The organism is Streptomyces cahuitamycinicus, from assembly GCF_002891435.1.
GTDB classification, from domain to species: Bacteria; Actinomycetota; Actinomycetes; order Streptomycetales; family Streptomycetaceae; genus Streptomyces; species Streptomyces cahuitamycinicus.
Genome location: NZ_POUC01000140.1, coordinates 1 through 18141, shown reverse-complemented (window position 1 = coordinate 18141; position 18141 = coordinate 1). Strand labels below are relative to the sequence as shown.

The window sequence follows — 18141 nt, the reverse complement described above, 5'->3', positions numbered from 1 at the left end:
CGGCCGCGCGCCGGGCGGCCGCCCCCACCAGTGCCCCCACGACCGCCGCCACCGCTGCCAGCACCGCCACGCTGGTCAGTGCGGCGGGCAGGGTGAACCAGTCCGCCATGAAGCCGATCGCGGGCGGGCCGAGGAGCATGCCCCCGTAGCCCAGAGTCGAGGCCGTCGCGACGCCGCTCGGGCCGGCGAGGGCGCCCGCGCGTTCCACCGCCACGGGGAAGAGGTTCGCCAGGCCGATGCCCGTGATCGCGTATCCGAGGAGGGCCGCCCAGAGGGTGGGGGCGAGGGAGCCGAGCAGCATCCCGGCCGCCGCGGTGCTGCCGCCGGCGACGACGGTCCGGGTTTGCCCCAGGCGTTCCAGCAGCGTCGTGCCGGTCAGGCGTCCCAGCGTCATGGCGAGCGCGAAACAGGAGTAGCCCGCGGCCGCCGCACCCGCCGAGGCGTGCAGGTCCTGTTCGAGGTGCAGGGCGCCCCAGTCGGCCAGCGCCCCTTCGCCGTACGCGGTGCACCCCGCGATCACGCCGAAGACGATCACCAGTCCGCGGGTGCGGCCGTCCGGGCGGCGCGGGGCGCCTTCGGCGGGCAGCTCCCGCTCCGGAGGCTTCGGCGGTTCGTGCCGCAGCAGTGTGGGGCCCGCCGCGGCGGTCACGAGCAGGCCGACGAGGGTGAGCAGCACCAGGTGCCGCGTGGGGGAGAGGACCCCGGCGAGCAGCCCGCCCAGCCCCGCTCCGACCATGCCGCCCAGGCTGAACGCCGCGTGGAAGCTCGGCATGACCGGCCTCCCCAGTGCGGCCACGAGCTCGACGGCCGCGCTGTTGAAGGCGACGTTGATCCCGCCGTACGCGGCACCGAAGAGCAGCAGGACGAGGCCCAGCGTGAGCGCCGAGTGGGTCAGCGGCGGCAGGGCGACGCTCAGGGAGAGCAGGACGGCGCAGACGACGGTGACCCGGTGGTTCCCGAAGCGGCGGCACAGGCGCCCCGTCAGGGTCATGGTGACGACGGCCCCGGCGGAGACGCCCAGGAGGGCGAGGCCGAGGGCACTGGCGGAGGCGCCGGTCTGCGCCTTGATGGCGGGGATGCGCACGACCCAGCCGGCGAAGACGAAGCCGTCGAGGGCGAAGAAGACCGTGAGGGCGATCCTCAGCCGGGTGAGGGAGCTGCTGTGGCCCGGCACGTCATTGTGCGTTCGAGGTTTGTTTATTTGCGGCACAAACGCAGGCTAGGTGGGTGCGGTGTCGAGGACAAGGTGCGACTCTGGGACGAGACCCATCCGCTGAGGTGCGGACGTATCCGCCGAAGGAGCGCAGGAGGGCACATGGGACGTGACGTGCCGGCCCTGGTGTTCACCCGGGAGGACCGCCGTCGGTACCGGGAGAAGATGCACACCGACCTCGAGGTGCTGGCCCGGATGCTCCACGAGTCGGGGTTCGAGAGCGAGCGCCCTCAGGTCGGGCTCGAGATCGAGCTCAACCTCGTCGACGACGCCGGGCTGCCCGCGATGCGCAACACCGACGTGCTCCAGGCGATCGCCGACCCCGCCTGGTCGAGCGAGCTGGGCCGCTTCAACCTGGAGATCAACATCCCACCCCGGCAGCTGACGGCAGGCGGCCCCGGCTCCTGGGAGCAGGCGATCCGGGACGCCCTCAACCACGCCGAGGACCGCGCCGCGGCGGTGGGCGCGCACCTGATCATGGTCGGCATCCTGCCGACCCTGGGCGAGTCGGACGTCAGCGAGTCCGCGCTCTCCGGCGACCCCCGGTACCGGCTCCTCAACGAGCAGATCTTCGCGGCCCGGGGCGAGGACCTGCGGATCAGGGTCGACGGTGTGGAGCGCCTGTCGACGTACGCCGACACGATCACTCCCGAAGCCGCCTGCACCAGCACCCAGTTCCATCTCCAGGTCGAGCCGAAGGCGTTCCCGCACTACTGGAACGCGGCCCAGGCCATCGCCGGCGTGCAGATCGCCCTCGCGGCGAACTCGCCCTTCCTGTTCGGCAAGGAGCTGTGGCGCGAGACCCGCATCCCCCTGTTCGAACAGGCCACCGACACCCGCCCCGAGGAGATCAAGGCCCAGGGCGTACGGCCCCGGGTGTGGTTCGGAGAGCGCTGGATCACCAGCGTCTTCGACCTCTTCGAGGAGAACGTGCGCTACTTCCCGGCCCTGCTGCCGCTGTGCGAGGACGAGGACCCGCAGCGGGAGCTGGACAGCGGCGGCGTCCCCCAGCTGGGCGAACTGACCCTCCACAACGGCACGATCTACCGCTGGAACCGCCCCATCTACGCGGTCACCGACAGCGGCCCGCATCTGCGCATCGAGAACCGGGTGCTGCCCGCCGGCCCCACCGTGGCCGACATCATCGCCAACGGCGCCTTCTACTACGGCCTGACGCGCGCCCTCGTCGACGAGGACCGGCCGGTGTGGACGCGGATGTCCTTCTCGGTCGCCGAGGAGAACCTGCACACCGCAGCCCGCGACGGCATCGAGGCCCGCCTGTACTGGCCCGGCGTGGGCGAAGTGCCGGTCACGGAACTGGTGTTGCGGCGTCTGCTGCCCCTGGCGCACAGGGGACTGGAGCTGACGGGCATGGACGCCGCCTGGCGCGAACCCCTGCTGGGCATCATCGAGCAGCGCTGCGTCACCGGCCGCAACGGCGCCCTGTGGCAGGCGGAGATGGTGCACCACCTGGAGAAGGCCGGCATCTCCGACCGGCGGGAGGCGCTGCGGCAGATGACCAGGACGTACATGGACTACATGCACATGAACGCGCCGGCGCACACCTGGCCCGTGGACTGACCTCAGGCGGCCCGGCCGTGCCACTGCGCCGCGGCCGTCAGGGGCACCGGTGCGGGCACCCGTGCCGATGTCGTCAGCTCGATCCGGCGCCCCTCGACCGCCGAACGCAGCAGCGCGGTCATCGTCTCCAGTACGTGCAGGGCGAGTTCACCGTCGGCGCGCGGCGCCCGCGACGCGTCGGCCGTGAGGAAGTCGAGCAGTCCGACGCCGCGTGCGCCGTCCGCGTAGCCCGCTGACACCGGCAGGGCGCGCCACCGGGTGTCGCCGAGCGCGTGGAGGCGTACCTCGCCGTCGAAGCGGTTCGGGTCGGGCACCGACAGGGTGCCGTTCTCGCCGTGCACCTCGATCGGGGCGGCCGTGGTGGCCACGCCGTCGAAGCTCGTCGTGAGCGTCGTCAGCGTCCCGTCCACGTGCTCCAGCACTCCGGAGACATGACTGTCCACCTCGACCGGTATGCGCTCGCCCGTGCGCGGCCCGGAACCGATCACGCGCTCGGCGCGCAGCCTCCCGCCCGCTCCGGTCACGGCGCGCACCGGCCCCAGCAGATGGACCAGGGACGACAGGTAGTACGGCCCCATGTCCAGCAGCGGGCCGCCGCCGGCCGTGTAGTAGAAGTCGGGGTGGGGGTGCCAGCGTTCATGCCCCGGGGTGACCATCACGGCGGAGGCGAATTGCGGGCGTCCGATGCTCCCCGCCTCCACGGCCGCCCGCGCCGTCTGAATTCCCGTCCCCAGGACGGTGTCCGGGGCGCAGCCCACACCGGTGCCCGCCCGCGCGGCGGCTTCCAGGACGGACCGGGCGTCGGCCAGGTCCGCCGCCAGCGGCTTCTCCCCGTAGACGTTCTTGCCGTGGCGGATCGCCCCGAGGGCTATCCCGGCATGGGCCGCCGGGGTGGTCAGGTTCAGCACCGTGTCCACGTCCGGGCTGCTCAGCAGTTCCTCGACCGACAGCGCCCGGGCGTCCGGAAGTTCGGCGGCGGCCGCGGCCGACCGGGAGGCGTCGAGGTCGGCGACCGCGGTGACGCGCACACCGGGACGGCCCACGAGAGTGTCCAGGTACGCGCGGGAGATGACGCCGAGTCCTACGACCCCGACGCGGTGCGCGTCGCCCACAGCATGCCCCTCTCGATGATGGTGCGGACGTCGGGGTTCTCCAGGACGTCGACGCTGTGCCCCGGAGTCGTCACCACCACCCGCCCGGCACCCCACCGGCGGGTCCAGACCGCCGGTGAGGTCACCGGCCGGTGCCAGGGCTCCCACGGCCGCACCGGATGCGTGGTGGTGGCCAGGACGTCGATGAGGTCGTCGTGGAGCACCCAGTACTGCTCGGTGTCCAGGGCGAAGTCCTCGATGCCCGCGGTGATCGGGTGCGTGCGGCCGGCCTCGGTGAACGTGATGGTGTGCGGCAGGAAGTTGTCGTCCGCCGCACCCCGGCGCTCGCACGGTTCCTTGCCGGGGTGTGTGGCGAACTGGCCGCCCACCAGGTGCAGATAGTCCGAGGAGGCGCGGAACGAGTCGGCGATGCCGCCGTGCCAGCCGGTGAAGCCGGTCCCGGCCACGACCGCGGAGGTCAGCCCCGCCAGCTGCTCGCGCGTGATCTCCGACATCGTCACGCACTGCACGACCAGGTCGGTGGCGGCCAGTTCGGCGGCATCCGCGTAGATCTCGGTCGACTCCTCGATCCGGACGGCGTACCCGTTGCTCCGGAGGAAGGGCAGGAACAGTTCCGTGGCTTCGACCGGCTGATGCCCTTCCCAGCCGCCTCGGACCACCAGGGCTCTCTTCTGCGTCATCGTGATCTCACTATGCGCCGGTCGCCCGCGCTCGGAAAAGAGGGCCGGACCTCACGAAAGTTTCGCGGCGGCGGCCCGCGCCGAGACCATCCAGCAGGCCGCGGTGTAACGCACCTGCGTGCCCTGCAGGAAGGGGTCGAAGGCGGGCCGGACCGCCTCGACGATCTCAGCCCGGGTCCGCTCGTCGGCCCCGGGCAGGACCGTGCCGAGCGGCCCGAGCCGCGTGAAGTAGGTGACGAGGTCGGACTCGGGCAGGCCGCAGACCACGTCGAGCGGCTGGATGTCGATCCCGGCCCAGCCGCTCTCCGCCAGGATGCGGTGGACACGCTCCGGGTCCGCGAACGCGAACTGGCCCGGCTGGTCCGGCCGGCGGGCGGGAAGATCCGGCAGGAAGGGGGCCGCGGCGCGCTCGGCCGTCGTCATGAACGGGTTCTCCTCCGGGCCCCGCCACACGACGCACCGCAGCCCGGCCCCGTCCCTCACCGTGCTCCGCAGATTGGTGAAGGCCCGCACGGGGTCGTTGAAGAACATGACGCCGAAGCGCGAGACGACGGCGTCGAAGGCGCCGGGTCCGAAGGCGTACTCCTGTGCGTCGGCCTCGATGAAGGACGCCGGTACGCCCTCCCGCTCGGCGTGCGCCCGGGCCGTCTCGATCATCGGCCTCGAGATGTCCACACCGACGCAGTGACCGGACCTGCGGGCGACGGCCCGGGTGATGCCGCCCGTGCCGCAGCCGACGTCGAGCACACTTCCCGCGTGCTCGGCGGCCACCGCGTCGACGAGCAGCTCCTCGAACGGCCTGAACATCTCGTCCAGCAACTCCTGGAGATCCACCCATGCGTTGCCTGCGGGCCCGTTCCAGCGGGCGGCTTGCTGGTCGTCGGATGCACGTGAGGCGTCCATCGTCGTCTCTCCCTCTGCTTGTCTTCGCCGGGTCGGAATGACAGCGTTCTACTTCAAGTCGACTTGAGGTCAAGACAATGACAGACCTGGACATCGCCGAGGTGGCGCACCGCGCCGGTGTGCCCGCCTCGACACTGCGGTTCTACGAGGAGAAGGGGCTGATCGCCTCGACCGGCCGGCGCGGGCTGCGGCGTCAGTACGACCCCGGGGTGCTGGAGCGGCTGGCGCTGATCGCGCTGGGGCGGACGGCCGGGTTCTCGCTCGACGAGATCGCGCAGATGTTCGCCCCGGACGGGCAGCCCCGGATCGACCGGCGGATGCTGTCCGCCAAGGCGGACGAACTGGACAGAAGGATCCGCGAACTGGGCGTCCTGCGGGACTCCCTGCGGCATGCCGCCGCCTGCCCCGCACCCAGCCATCTCGAGTGCGGCACCTTCCGCCGCCTGATCGACGCGGCGGCGTCCGGCGGCGTCGCCACGCCGGGACGGCGGGTGCCCGGCCGCCGTTGACGGCCGTCGCGATCTTGGCCCAAAACTGGCTCGTGCTTTGCCCGATTCCCTTCGTCGCGTCCCTAGCGTCGGCTGCGAACTTCGGGAGGCCACCGTGCTTGAAACCGTCAGAGGGCAGGCAGCGGGTCTGACAAAGGACCAGCGCAACGCCTTCGTCGCCGCCTATCTCGGCTGGGTCATGGACGCGTTCGACTACTTCCTGGTCGTGCTCGTCTACAGCGAGATAGCGGACGACTTCCATGTCTCCCTCACCGACATGGCCTTCCTCACCACCGCGACGCTGGTGATGCGGCCGGTCGGCGCTCTGATCTTCGGCCTGTGGGCGGACCGCCGGGGCCGCCGCGTCCCGCTCATGGTCGACGTCGTCTTCTACTCGATCGTCGGCTTCGCCTGCGCCTTCGCGCCCGACTACACCGTGCTGTTGGTACTGCGCCTGCTCTACGGCATCGGCATGGGCGGCGAATGGGGTCTGGGCGCGGCCCTGGCCATGGAGAAGATCCCCACCGAACGGCGTGGGTTCTGGTCGGGCCTGCTGCAGAGCGGCTACTCGCTGGGGTATCTCCTGGCCGCCGTGGCGTTCTTCCTCATCGAGCCCGTCTTCGGCTGGCGCGGCCTGTTCGCGTTCAGCCTGCTGCCCGCCCTGGTCGCGCTGTGGGTGCGCAGCAGGGTGGAGGAGAGCGAGGTGTGGGAGAAGAGCGTCGCGCTCAACCGAACCCCCGCGCACCGGGTGTTCAGGAACCCCGCGGTGCTGCGGCGCTTCGTCTACCTCGTCGCGCTGATGACCGCCTTCAACTGGATGTCGCACGGCACCCAGGACATCTACCCGACCTTCGTGAAGAAGGGCCTGGACCTGTCGGCCAACACGTCGATCGCGATCGCGGTGGTCTACAACATCGGCGCCATGATCGGTGGGGTGCTGCTCGGCGCCTACTCCGAGCGGCTGGGCCGCCGCCGGACCATCATGATCGCTGCGGCGGCGGGCCTGGTGGTGGTGCCGTTCTTCGTGCTGTCCACCACCGTCGGCTGGCTGATGCTGTCGTCCTTCCTCATGCAGGTGTGCGTGCAGGGCGCGTGGGGCGTCATCCCGGCGCATCTGACCGAGATGAGCCCCGACGCCGTCCGGGGCTTCTACCCGGGCGTCACCTACCAGCTCGGCAACCTGATCGCCGCACTCAACCTGCCGCTCCAGGAGTTCCTCGCCGAGCGTCACGGCTACCCGTCGGCGATGGCGTGGACCATCGTGCCCACCCTGGCCGTGGTGATCCTGCTGAGCGTGCTCGGCAAGGAGGCCAAGGGGATCCGCTTCGGGAGCGGCTCGGCGGAGGCGCCGAGCCGTGCGGCGACGGGCACGGTGCGATCCTGAGGGGAGGGACCTGCTGGGGCTCCCTCTCCCCATCCCGCGCGGCACCGGCCTCGTCAACAGGGCAGGGAGTCCCCCTGACCCCGGTCACCGATGGTTCGGACACGCCCGCGTGCCGCGTTTTGGATCAGTCCTTCTCCTGCGCTGCACGAGCGTTGTACGGGCGCTAACCGGCCTCCCACAAGAGTGGAATCACCGCTTCCCACCACGGAGAGCGGCGACCGAAAGGGGACGGCCACATGGGTACCGCCAACACACCACAGCGCAGGGCCATACTGACCGGCGGGCTGGCTGCCGGCGCAGCGCTGCTCACCGCCTGCTCGTCGAAGGACACCGCCGGCACGGGCAAGGCCGCGGCCGCGGCGGGCAAGCCCTCGCCCTCTCCCGCGGCGGCCGCGCGACCGGACTCGCCCTGGTCCGCGTTCGCACGGCTGATGGAAGGCAACAAGCGCTGGGTCGACGGCAAGCTCCAGCACCCCGACCGCGATCCGAAACGGCGCGAGTTCGTCGCCGAGGCGCAGGAGCCGTACGGCGTCATCCTCTCCTGCATCGACTCCCGCGTGCCGCCGGAGCTCGTCTTCGACACGGGCCTCGGCGATCTGTTCGTGATGCGCACCGGCGGACAGGTCGTCGAACCGGTCGTCGTCGGTTCCGTGGAGTACGGCCCCATGACGTCCGGCACGCCGCTCGTCGTGGTCCTCGGCCACCAGCGATGCGGCGCTGTCAAGGCGGCGTACGAAGCACTGAGGGACCGTAAGCCCCTGCCCGGCAACCTCCAGTCGATCGCCGAAGCCCTGCGGCCGGCCTACCGGGAGACCGTCAAGCGGCAGCACGCCGACCCCGTCGACGCGATGGTCCGGATCCACACCAAGCAGACCGCCGCCGACCTGCGGAACAACAACGACCTCGGGCCGCTCGTGACGAAGGGCGACCTGGCCGTCGTCAGCGCCTACTACTCGCTCGACACCGGCCGAGTGGAGGTCCTCGCCGGCGCGCCCTCCGCCTGAGCCGAGGGCCCGTGGAGGCCGGGCGGGAAAAACGTTCCACGCCCGGCCACGGTATACTTGCCGCGCCCATGAAGGCCATCGTCGTGCCTGGTCGCGCGGCTGCAACAGCGAGGGGGGTGGACGCCGTTCCGGCACGCCCCGCCCGCATCCAGGACGTCGCCGCCGCCGCCGGTGTCTCGGTGTCCACGGTGTCGAACGTGCTCAACCGGCCCGAGCGGGTCACCGCGCAGACCGCCGAGCGCGTCCGCGTCGCCGTCGCCGCGCTCGACTATGTCCCCCATCCGGGAGCCGCTGGTCTGCGCACCGGCCACTCCTCCGCGATCGGGCTGGTCCTGCCCGACGTCACCAACTCCTTCTATGCGCGCATCGCCCGGGGCGCCGCCGACGCGGCCTACGACCACGGCTACTCGCTCGTCCTGTGCCACAGCGGGGACGCCCCCGAACGGGAGCAGGGGTACTTCAGCATGCTCGCCGAGCAGCGGGCCGTCGGCGTCGTCGTCGTACCGCTCAGCGCCGACCCGGGCCGGCTGGCCCGGCTGCGCGAGCGCGGCATCCCGCTCGTCCTGGCCGACCGCGCGATGCCCGACCGGGAGGGCTGCTCGGCCTCCGTCGACGACATCGCCGGAGGCCGCATCGCCGTACAGCACCTCCTCGACAGCGGGGCCCGCGACATCCTCGTCGTCAACGGCGAGCGCGGCATACGCCAGTGCGCCGACCGTTACCAGGGCGCCCGGCAGGCCGTGCGCAGCCACCGCGAGGCCCGGCTCGACCAGGTCGTCGCCGAGCGGATGACCGTCGCCCACGGCACGGAGATCGCGCGCGGACTGAAGAACCTGCCCGACGGGGTGTTCTGCACCAACGACTTCCTCGCCGCCGGCCTGTGCCGGGGGCTGACCGAACGCGGCGTGCGCATCCCCGAGGACGTACAGGTCGTCGGCTACGGCGACCTCGACGTCGCGACCTTCGGGGCGACGACCCTGACGACGGTCCGGCAGCCCGTCGAGGACCTCGGCCGGGCGGCGGTGGAGATGCTGCTCGACGAGATCGAGGCCCGCGCGGACCACCTCCACGAGACCCGCGTCTTCGCCCCCGGCCTGGTCCTGCGCGACTCGACCCGGCCGCGCACCGACGACCGGGGCCAGTCGTTGGACCAGGCCGCAGCAGACTGACGGTGCCGGCCGATGCCGGTGAGCGGGGTCGGGTGCGTGCCGCTGCAAGGCGGAGGAGGGCGCCGACGCGATGGGCGTCCCTCCGCGCGAGCGCAGCCGGGCGCGAGGGGAGCCGGCGAGCGACGACGACGCGGCGGATGTGCGTGCCCCACCGCAGCCGGCCGCGTCACCGACCGCTCCGAACAGCGCACCTAGACACTGGTCCGAACAGCGCACCTACCACCGGTCCGAACAGCGCACCTAGCCACCGGACGGAATCCGCAGCGTCACCGGCCCCCACAGCCCCGACGGCAACTGGGACGGGAAAGCCCAGGCGGTGGGGGTGGCTTCAGCGAGGTACGGCGCCAGCGTGCCCCGGACCGTCACCTCCAGCCGGACCGTCCGCCCCGCGGCGCCGCGCAGCGGGAAACGGTACGGCGCGCAGAAAGCCTCCCCGGCGAACTCCCCGTCGACCGACACCTCCACGCTGCCCCGGACCCGCCCCAGATCCAGCACGGGATCGGGCCCGGGCGGCACCTCCACCGCCCGTGCGTACGTCACACCCCCGCTCCAGCCGCCCAGCCCCTGCTCGCGCCAGTCGCCCAACGCCAGCGGCGCCGGCGCCGTCCGCACCCGGACCGGCCCGTGCCAGGCGGAGCCGCCCCGCAGGACGGCCGTGGGCTCGGTGACCACCTCGACCCGGGTGGGTGCCGGGAGCGGCTCGTGGAGGGTCAGCCGGTCGCCCGTCAAGGCCAGTTCCTCTCCGTCCCCGATCCGCACGCGCGCGCGCAGCGCCAACGGCAGCTCCAGCGACACCGTTCCCGGCGGCACCGTGAACCGGAAGCGCTGAGGTGACGCCCGGACGTCATCGGTGGACCGCGACGGCAGGACGGCACCGCCGAGCACCGGACGGCCGCCCAGCCACGCGGTGTCCGGCAGCGGATGCGGCCGCACGGCGGCGTGGCAGTGCTGCAACTCGCCCCGCCTGCGCTCGTCCTCGACGGTCCGGCCCCGCCACGCGCCCGCCTCGGCCTCCCAGCCGGATCCGCTGACCAGGGCCGTCACCCCGTTTCCCGAGCGGGCCACCAGATCGACGAACACCGCGTCCCGGACATCGGCGCTGTCGGTCACCACCCCCAGCGTGTGCCCGCCCGGCGCGAGTTCCGGCTCGTGCCGGAAGAACATCGGCACGGCGCCCCAGTCCGCCTCGTAGTACTCCGCCTTCTCCTGCCGCGCCACCACGTCGCCGTCGACCAGCACGGCCAGTGCCGAGGCGGCACCCACGACGAGCACCGCCCGCGTCTCACCGGCCGGTATCCGGAACCCCGCGCGGTAGGTGACGCGGCCGTCGGGCCGGACTCCGTCGGGCGGGCGCATGAACCGCGGCCGGGGCCCCAACCCGCCCGGTTCGGACAGGCAGAAGAAGCTGCCGAGCGGTGTGCCGGCGGCTGCCGAGATCGACGAGGGCCGGTCCTGGGCGTCCGACAGCTCGTATTCCAGCACGTTGCGATCGCGGCGCACGGTGACCGGTGCGGAGGCCAGGTAGCCGCCGCCGTACGGGCTCAGCGGCTCCCCGTTCCACCACACCCGCTTGACCGCCTCCGCGCCGACGTGCAGCTCGGCGGGCCCCCGGTGTCCGGTCTCCACGATCGCCCGGACCCGGGCCACCGCACCGTCGGCCGGCACGGGGACGCGTACGAACTCCTCGTTCACCAGCCCCTTGGTGCCCAGCAGCCCGTCTTGGTCGAGGATGCCGCGGCTCGACGAGTACACCGCGGGGTGCCAGTCCGAGTCCGGTGGTACGAGAGGCACTTGACCGGCCAGGATCCGCTCCGCCCACGCCGCGTCCAGCGGCTCGGGAACCCGGTCGGGCGGCACCGTGCGCAGGACCCGGACGCGGTTGCCGTAGGTGACCCGGCTCCGCTCCCACACCGCCCCCTCGGTCCACTCCATGGTCCAGATCTGCGGCTCCGCCACGGACGCTCCCGGGGGCAGGGCGAGATCGCCCCAGGTGTTGTCCAACGTGGGGACCAGCCGGCCGTGCCAGCCGGCCGAGACGTCGAGCAGCCGGACCGTCCTCCCATCCGCGGCGGGCGTCGGGCCCGGACGGCCCTCACGCCAGACGACCAGGGCCGCCGGGGCGCCGTCCAGCGGCACCTCGATGACCGAGAGGGCACCGTCGTCCGAGAGCGTGACGCGGGCCGGGCCGCGGGAGCCGGTCGCCGGGTTCCAGACCTCGGCCTCCGCGACGCCCGCCCGGACGGTGACGGACGAGGCGCGGACGGGCTCAGAGGCGGAGCCGGACGGGCGCAACGGATGCGCGCCGATCTCCGGGAAGGCGGCCGTGACCAGTGCCACCGCCTGATTCCCCTTCCGCCGGACGAGCAGCGGGACATCGCCCGTCGCGTGCCCGGCCGCGTCGGCCAATGCCTCGGCGGCGGCCCCGGGGCCGCGCACCCGTTCCAGCCGGGGATGGGCGAGCAGGGCCGCCACCACCGAGTCGTCACCGGACCGGCCCGCGGCACTCCCGGGCGGGCGGCCCACGACCAGCACCCGCCCTCCCGTGTCGAGCAGTTCGGTCAGCCGGCGCGCCGTCCCTTCCTCCAGCACGCTCGCCGAGGGCAGCAGCACCGCGCCGTACGCCAGGTTGCTGAGGCGCAGGGCACCCTCGGTGGCCCGGGCGCGCTGCACCGAGTCGTCGTCGACGACGTCGAAGGAGATTCCGCGCCGGTCCAGGGCACCGGCGTGCGGCCCGAGCCAGTTGTTCGAGCCGCACAGGTCGAGGTACTGCCGCTGCGTCTCGTCGGCCAGGGCGTGGCTGTCGCCGAGCCTGCCGTCGCCGAAGTGCAGGACCGGCGCGTCCAGCGGGACGAGCGCCTGCATGGTGGCGGTCGGGTGCAGCACCGCCACGTCGGCCGCGTAACCGCCCCAGGACATGATCGAGCAGATCCGGGCCACCGCCCGGGAGAACGCCGGGTACTGCCTCCAGTAGGGCTGGCGCCAGTCGGTGGAGGGCGGCGCCCACTCGAACCAGCCGGCCGCGGTGCCGAAGTAGCTGGCGTGCGGGTTGTAGAGGTTGGCGCCGCTGCGCAGGAACGGCAGCAGCCAGCCGTAGGTGTCCTCCAGCGTGCCGCCCCACCCGGAGGAGTGGAACGCCTCGATCCAGACGCGTTCGTGGCCGTAGAGGTGGGCCATGGAGGAGTGCACCTTGGCGTCGCCGTGGTGGTCGCTGCCGGCGGCGCCGTACCAGCGGTGGGTGCGGAAGTAGTCGGTGTAGATCTGTGTGGACTGGGCCGGGTAGCCCGCGCGGGCGGGGTGGCTCTGGTCGCTGCCCAGCAGCAGACCGCGCTCGCGGTGCCAGGCGGCGAGCGGCCGGAACAGGGCCTCCTCGGTCAGCTCCGCGCGGACCCGGTAGTAGTCGCCGCGGATCTTCCCCTCCGGTACGCCCGCGTCCGTGCCGAAGAGGGCCGACAGGTGGTCGAGCAGGTCGTAGCCGCGCCGGGCGCGGAACTCGTCGGCGAAACGGTGGCTCCAGGCGTTGGTGGCGGGCAGTTCGTCCTGGAAGCTGCCCGCGATGACCGTGCCCAGGTACTCGGGTACGCGGCGGTCGTACTCGTGGTGCACCGTGTCCATCAGCAGGCCGACGGCCCGCGGGTCCAGGTAGTCGAACGCGGTGGGCACGGCGGTGACGAGCCGCACCCAGGTCCCGTCGGCGGCCGCGAGGTGCCCGTCCACGGCGAGGTCGAGCCGTCGGCCCTGACGGGAGTACGCGGCCAGCGGTGTCTCGGCGTCCGGCAGGGCGACCCTGCCCCGGGAGACGCTCGCGTCCCGGCAGCGCAGGGCGAGTCCGGCCGCACCGGGGTGACGCCGCGTCACATTGCCCTGCACATTGGCGCCGGAGAACCCGATCTGGTCGTAGAACCACAGTCTTGTGCCCAGCTCCGCCGCGATCGCGCAGGCGTCCGTGAAACGCTCCCACCACTCCTCGCCGAACCACGCCGGATCGTCGGCCCGGGCCCCGAACGCCGGGCCCGCCGGGGCGAGATTGATGACGACCAGGTTGTGGACCCCGCCCTCCGCGAACGCCCGCAGCTGCCAGGCGAGTCGGTCCCGGGTGACCTTCGCACCCGACCACCACCACAGGGGAGTGGGGCCGAAGGCACGGGGCGGGTCGTCGAACAACTGCCGGAGCTCGGGGGAGATCACAGATACGGTCCTTCCCCTAAAACGTTTTTAGGCCCTCTCACGGTAGGCGAGCCGGAGCGGCGACGCCATATCCCCGCCCGGCGATCGGGAGAGCCGACGGCATGTCACTCCGGCGTGCGGGACACCTTGTTGCAACGTTTTTCCCGCTCTATATTCGCCTCGACCAGGCACCCGGAACCGCGATGTCACCAGACGACGGAGTCGCATCATGGCCGGTACCCGCCCTATCCCCCCACCGCTCTGGAAGGCCGCCGCCCTGTCCGGCATGGCCTCCTATCTCGACGCCGGGCTGATCGTGAGCATCTCCGTCAACCTGGCCGTTTACCGCGACAGTTACGACATGGGCGTGTGGATGGCCGGGGCGATCAGTGCGATCGTCACCGGCTGCATCGCCGTCGGATCCCTCGTCGGCGGACGGCTCGCCGACCTCTTCGGACGCCGCCGCGTCTACAACTGGGACATCTTCTGCTTCGCGGTCGGCGCCCTCGTCATCACGCTCGCGCCGGACGACATCACCCTGCTCGTCGGTGTTCTCGTCGCCGGGCTCGCGGCCGGTGCCGACCTGCCGACGTCCCTGGCCGTGGTCTCGGACGCGGCGCCCTCCTGGGCCCGGGGCAGACTCGTGGCGTTCACGCAGGTCATGTGGATGCTGGGCATCACCGTCGCCATCTTCCTCGGCTTCGTCCTGTCCACCACCGGCATGACCGGGGCCCGGCTCATCACGGGACAACTGGCCGTCGCCGCACTCGTCACCTGGGCCCTGCGGTCCCGCCTGAAACTGCCCGACGAGCCGCCGGAGACGGAGACCGGCGCCACCCCGGAAGCCATCTCCCTGAAAGGGGTGTGGACGCGAGCCGCCCTGCTGCCCATGACCGCGACGTTCCTCTTCTACGTGACCTGGGGCCTCGGAGCCAACACCTTCGGACAGTTCGGCACTTACCTGCTCGTCACCGTCAGCGACGCCTCGCAGAGCCTCGCCACCGGAATCAACATGGCGTTCATCCCGATCGGCGTGCTGCTGACCCTGGCCTTCGTGCGCGTCGCCGACAGCCCCTGGCGCGACCGGCTGTTCCACGTGGCCGCTGTGGTCCAGATCCTCGCCTTCGTCATCGCGTCCCTGACCGCGGGCGCACTCGTCGGCATGCTCGTCTTCTTCGTGTTGTACCAGCTCTCCAACCCCTTCGCCGGAGAGGCCAACTACAAGGTCTGGTCGCAGCTCACGCTGCCCGCCGACACCCGCGCCACCACCCAGGGCCTCACCTACGCCCTCTCCCGGGGCGTCTTCGCGGTCGCCGCCTTCTTCACGCCCGCCCTCGCCGACCACAGCCCGTCCGTCCTGCTCTGGACGATCACCGCGTGCATGACGGCGGCGGCGCTGGCGGGCGTGTTCATCATCCGCGTCCTGGTCCCGCGCTCCGCGAGGGCCGTGCCCGACGGAGCGGACCTCCGCGTCCCCAGCGCCTCGCCCACCGGCCCATTCGACAAGGAGCACTGACCATGGCAACGACCGCGGACCGCACGGCCGTACGGGCCGCCGCCCTGCACGACCTGCTCCCGCCGGTCACCCGGCGCCGCACCCGGATCGGACTGGTCGCCGGCGGACTCGGCACCTACTGGCCGCAGTTCCCCGGACTCCTCCCGCAACTGAAGGAGTCGGCCGCCTATGCCGCCGAGCGGTTCCGGGCCATGGACGCCGAGGTGACCGACGCCGGTTTCGTCTCCGACGCACAGGAGGGCGCTCGCGCCGCCGAGCGGTTGCGGCGCGCCGACTGCGATCTGATCGTGCTGTTCCTGACGACGTACCTCACCTCCTCGATGGTGCTGCCGATCGCTCAGCGTTCGCACGCGCCGGTTCTGGTCATCGACCTCCAGCCGTCCGAGAGGATGGACCACGCCGCCTTCGACACCGGGGCCTGGCTGGCCTACTGCGGGCAGTGCCCCGTGCCGGAGGTCGGCAACGTCTTCCGGCGCGCCGGCATCCCCTTCCGGTCGGTGTCGGGCTGGCTGCGCCAGGAGTCCGCCTGGCGGCGCATCGAGCAGTGGATCCGTGCCGCGCACATCCGTGCCGCGCTCCGGCACGCCCGGCACGGCCTCATGGGGCACGTGTACCCCGGCATGCTCGACGTGCAGACCGATCCGACGCTGCTGGCCACGACGTTCGGCTCGCACGTGGAGGTCCTGGAGTTCGACGACCTGAGGCACCGCGTGGAACGGGTGACCGAGGCCGAGACCCGGGAGCGGATGGCACTCGCCCGGCAGGTCTTCACCCTCGACGAGAGCGTGGTGGAGGAGGACTTCGCCTGGGGCGCGACCGTGTCCGTCGCCCTGGACCGGCTGGTGGCCGACTTCGAGCTCGACAGCCTCGCCTACTACCACCGCGGCCTCGACGGTGAACTGCACGAGCGGCTCGGCGCCGGCATGATCCTCGGCGCCTCCCTGCTCACCGCCCGGGGGGTGCCCGCGGCCGGCGAGTACGAACTGCGCACGTCCGTAGCCCAGCTCGCCTCCCAGAGCGTCGGCGCCGGAGGCTCCTTCACCGAGATCCAGGCCCTCGACTTCGAGGACGGGGTGGTGGAGATGGGCCATGACGGCCCCGCCCACCTCGCCGTCGGCGCCCGCGACCCGCTGCTGCGCGGCCTCGGCGTGTACCACGGCAAACGCGGCTGGGGCGTGAGCGTCGAGTTCGACGTCCGGCACGGGCCCGTCACCCTGCTCGGTCTCGGCCAGGACGCCGATGGCAGCCTGTCCTTCGTCACGTCCGAGGGCACCGTCGTACCGGGACCGCTGCTGGAGATCGGCAACACCACCAGCCGGGTCGACTTCGGCCGTGACCCCGGCGAATGGGTCGACGCCTGGAGCGCCACGGGTATCGGCCACCACTGGTCCCTCGCGGTCGGACACCACACGGCCGACTTCCGGGCGGCGGCGAGCCTGCTGGGCATCGACCACCGGGAAGTGTGACGGGCGGCGCTCCGTCGAGGATGGGTGTCCTTGCGGCGGTCCGGGCGGTGCCGCCAGCCTCAGCACGCCGAGGCCGAGCGCTAGCTGCGCCGGGGGCTCGACCCGGCGCAAACGGCGTAGCGGGCGGTCCCTCAGGCCGGGCTTCCGGAGGAGGGGGCCCGTCCGGCGGGGCATGACGATGTCGATGACGGCCAGGCCGGGCGGTGGGCGGACCTCGGTGCCTCCGCACGGGGCCGGGCCCCGGGGCGAGTCCGGCGCCGACGAGCGGGGCAGCACGCGTCCCCGCCCCGAACACCCGCCTGCCGTCCCGGCGTTCATGAGGGTCGGCCACCGGGAAGAATGAGCCTTGGGCCCGATGCCGCAAGCCGTTGGAGGAGGGAGAAGCTGAAGCCCTGGTGAGACAGCTCCGGCAGGCCGCACCGGCGGACCGTCTCCCCCCGCACCGCCGCAGGGCCCGACACCCCAGGACTTGTCATGATCCCGGCCGTGCCTGCCCAGAAGCGCTCGGGTTCCGGGAAGGAGAAGCCGTGCCCCAGTCCGAAGACCACCGCCTCGTCGATCTCGAAGCACGACTCGAGCGGGAGGATCCCCGCTTCACCCGGGCCATGAGATCCGGCCGCCCCGCCCGGCCCCGGGAGTACCGGCGTACCGGCGCCTGGTGGGGGCTGGCACTCGGCGTGGCCATGCTGGCCTGCGGCATCGCCCTGGCTCAGGGGCTGCTCATCGCGGGCGGGCTGGTCCTCGTGGGCATGGCGGCCCAGCTGGCCGACCCGGACCCGGCCCGCATGGCGCACCGGGGATTCGGACGGCGCTGACGAGGGAGGGTCTCCGGGGCCTTCCGGCGACGGCCGGACGGGCGGGACGTGCCGCCGTCGGAGTGCTGTCGTAACCCGTGTGAACGCCCCGGATGGTGGGACGGCCCGGTGTGACTGACGGTGGTTCACGTCGAGACCGGGTCTCGTGAGCTGGCGAGGCGTCAGCTGCCCGGGTCGCGACGGAAGGACTCACCGATGCGCTCTGCCCGCATGCTGCTCGCGACGGCCACTGCCACGGCCGCCCTCGCGATCACCGCGCCCGCCGCCTACGCCGAGGCGATGGGTGACTGGGACAACGACTCCAGTTCCTACAGCAAGGAGCACCACAAGGACGGCAAGCACCACGAGCCGCGCGGCGGCGTTCACACCGGTGGCGGAGCCCTGGCCGCGGTGACCTCGGACGACGAGTGGGACGGCGACAAGGGCGACCACCAGGGCAAGGAAGAGGAGCACGGCAAGGAGAAGGGGCACGAGAAGGGCTCCTGGAAGGACAAGCACGACAAGCCGCACGGCGGGATGCACACCGGTGGCGGAGCCCTGGCCGCGGTGAACTCCGACGACGAGTGGGACGGCGACAAGGGCGACCACCAGGGCAAGGAAGAGGAGCACGGCAAGGAGAAGGGGCACGAGAAGGGCTCCTGGAAGG

Annotated in this window: 13 protein-coding genes and 1 pseudogene; 9 read left to right on the top strand and 5 right to left on the bottom strand. The window is 72.2% G+C overall.

Going from position 1 to position 18141, the window contains the following annotated elements; translation table 11 throughout:
* The coding region (locus C1J00_RS20020; RefSeq protein WP_102910438.1) for an MFS transporter at positions 1-1174 on the bottom strand (1174 nt) is incomplete at its 3' end.
* A 141-nt stretch (positions 1175-1315) separates the two neighbouring features.
* Between C1J00_RS20020 and C1J00_RS20015 the strand changes: the two genes are divergently transcribed.
* Positions 1316-2794 carry a glutamate-cysteine ligase family protein gene (locus C1J00_RS20015; RefSeq protein ID WP_102910437.1) on the top strand — a complete coding sequence of 493 codons (1479 nt, stop codon included), beginning with the start codon at positions 1316-1318 and terminating at the stop codon, positions 2792-2794.
* A 2-nt stretch (positions 2795-2796) separates the two neighbouring features.
* Here the strand turns inward: C1J00_RS20015 and C1J00_RS20010 are convergent, their stop codons facing one another.
* The 3 genes from C1J00_RS20010 to C1J00_RS20000 are packed head-to-tail and all read right to left on the bottom strand — an operon-like array spanning position 2797 to position 5489.
* A complete protein-coding gene (locus C1J00_RS20010) occupies positions 2797-3906 on the bottom strand; it encodes a Gfo/Idh/MocA family protein (RefSeq protein WP_102910436.1) in 1110 nt (369 codons plus the stop codon).
* Positions 3876-4586 carry a ThuA domain-containing protein gene (locus C1J00_RS20005; protein ID WP_102910435.1) on the bottom strand — a complete coding sequence of 237 codons (711 nt, stop codon included), beginning with the start codon at positions 4584-4586 and terminating at the stop codon, positions 3876-3878. The genes C1J00_RS20010 and C1J00_RS20005 overlap by 31 nt, the downstream gene beginning before the upstream one ends.
* Before the next feature lie 51 nt (positions 4587-4637).
* Entirely contained in the window at positions 4638-5489 is an 852-nt protein-coding gene (locus C1J00_RS20000; protein WP_102910434.1) for a class I SAM-dependent methyltransferase, read from the bottom strand.
* Between the two features lie 77 nt (positions 5490-5566).
* Between C1J00_RS20000 and C1J00_RS19995 the strand changes: the two genes are divergently transcribed.
* The 4 genes from C1J00_RS19995 (at position 5567) to C1J00_RS19980 (ending at position 9534) form a co-directional block, all read left to right on the top strand.
* A complete protein-coding gene (locus tag C1J00_RS19995; protein WP_102910433.1) occupies positions 5567-5998 on the top strand; it encodes a helix-turn-helix domain-containing protein in 432 nt (143 codons plus the stop codon).
* 94 nt (positions 5999-6092) lie between these two features.
* Positions 6093-7361 (top strand): MFS transporter, encoded by a 1269-nt coding sequence (locus tag C1J00_RS19990; protein WP_102910432.1) that lies wholly within the window; start codon positions 6093-6095, stop codon positions 7359-7361.
* 236 nt (positions 7362-7597) lie between these two features.
* Positions 7598-8365, top strand: a complete 768-nt coding sequence (locus tag C1J00_RS19985) for a carbonic anhydrase (RefSeq protein WP_180989616.1) — start codon at positions 7598-7600, stop codon at positions 8363-8365.
* A 116-nt stretch (positions 8366-8481) separates the two neighbouring features.
* Complete coding sequence (locus C1J00_RS19980; protein ID WP_102910431.1) at positions 8482-9534, top strand: LacI family DNA-binding transcriptional regulator; 1053 nt, start codon at positions 8482-8484, stop codon at positions 9532-9534.
* A 240-nt stretch (positions 9535-9774) separates the two neighbouring features.
* Here C1J00_RS19980 and C1J00_RS19970 read toward each other — a convergent pair whose 3' ends face one another.
* Entirely contained in the window at positions 9775-13719 is a 3945-nt protein-coding gene (locus C1J00_RS19970) for a glycosyl hydrolase (RefSeq protein ID WP_102910429.1), read from the bottom strand.
* A 208-nt stretch (positions 13720-13927) separates the two neighbouring features.
* Here C1J00_RS19970 and C1J00_RS19965 point away from each other — a divergent pair, with 208 nt between their 5' ends.
* The 4 genes and pseudogenes from C1J00_RS19965 to C1J00_RS19950 all read left to right on the top strand — a co-directional run.
* A complete protein-coding gene (locus tag C1J00_RS19965; protein ID WP_102910428.1) occupies positions 13928-15214 on the top strand; it encodes an MFS transporter in 1287 nt (428 codons plus the stop codon).
* Between the two features lie 2 nt (positions 15215-15216).
* A complete protein-coding gene (locus C1J00_RS19960) occupies positions 15217-16680 on the top strand; it encodes an L-fucose/L-arabinose isomerase family protein (protein WP_102910427.1) in 1464 nt (487 codons plus the stop codon).
* Positions 16681-17207: 527 nt separating this feature from the next.
* Positions 17208-17495 carry a DUF3040 domain-containing protein gene (locus C1J00_RS19955; RefSeq protein ID WP_102910426.1) on the top strand — a complete coding sequence of 96 codons (288 nt, stop codon included), beginning with the start codon at positions 17208-17210 and terminating at the stop codon, positions 17493-17495.
* A 195-nt stretch (positions 17496-17690) separates the two neighbouring features.
* Positions 17691-18141 (top strand): annotated as a pseudogene (locus C1J00_RS19950) (hypothetical protein); the annotation flags it as partial.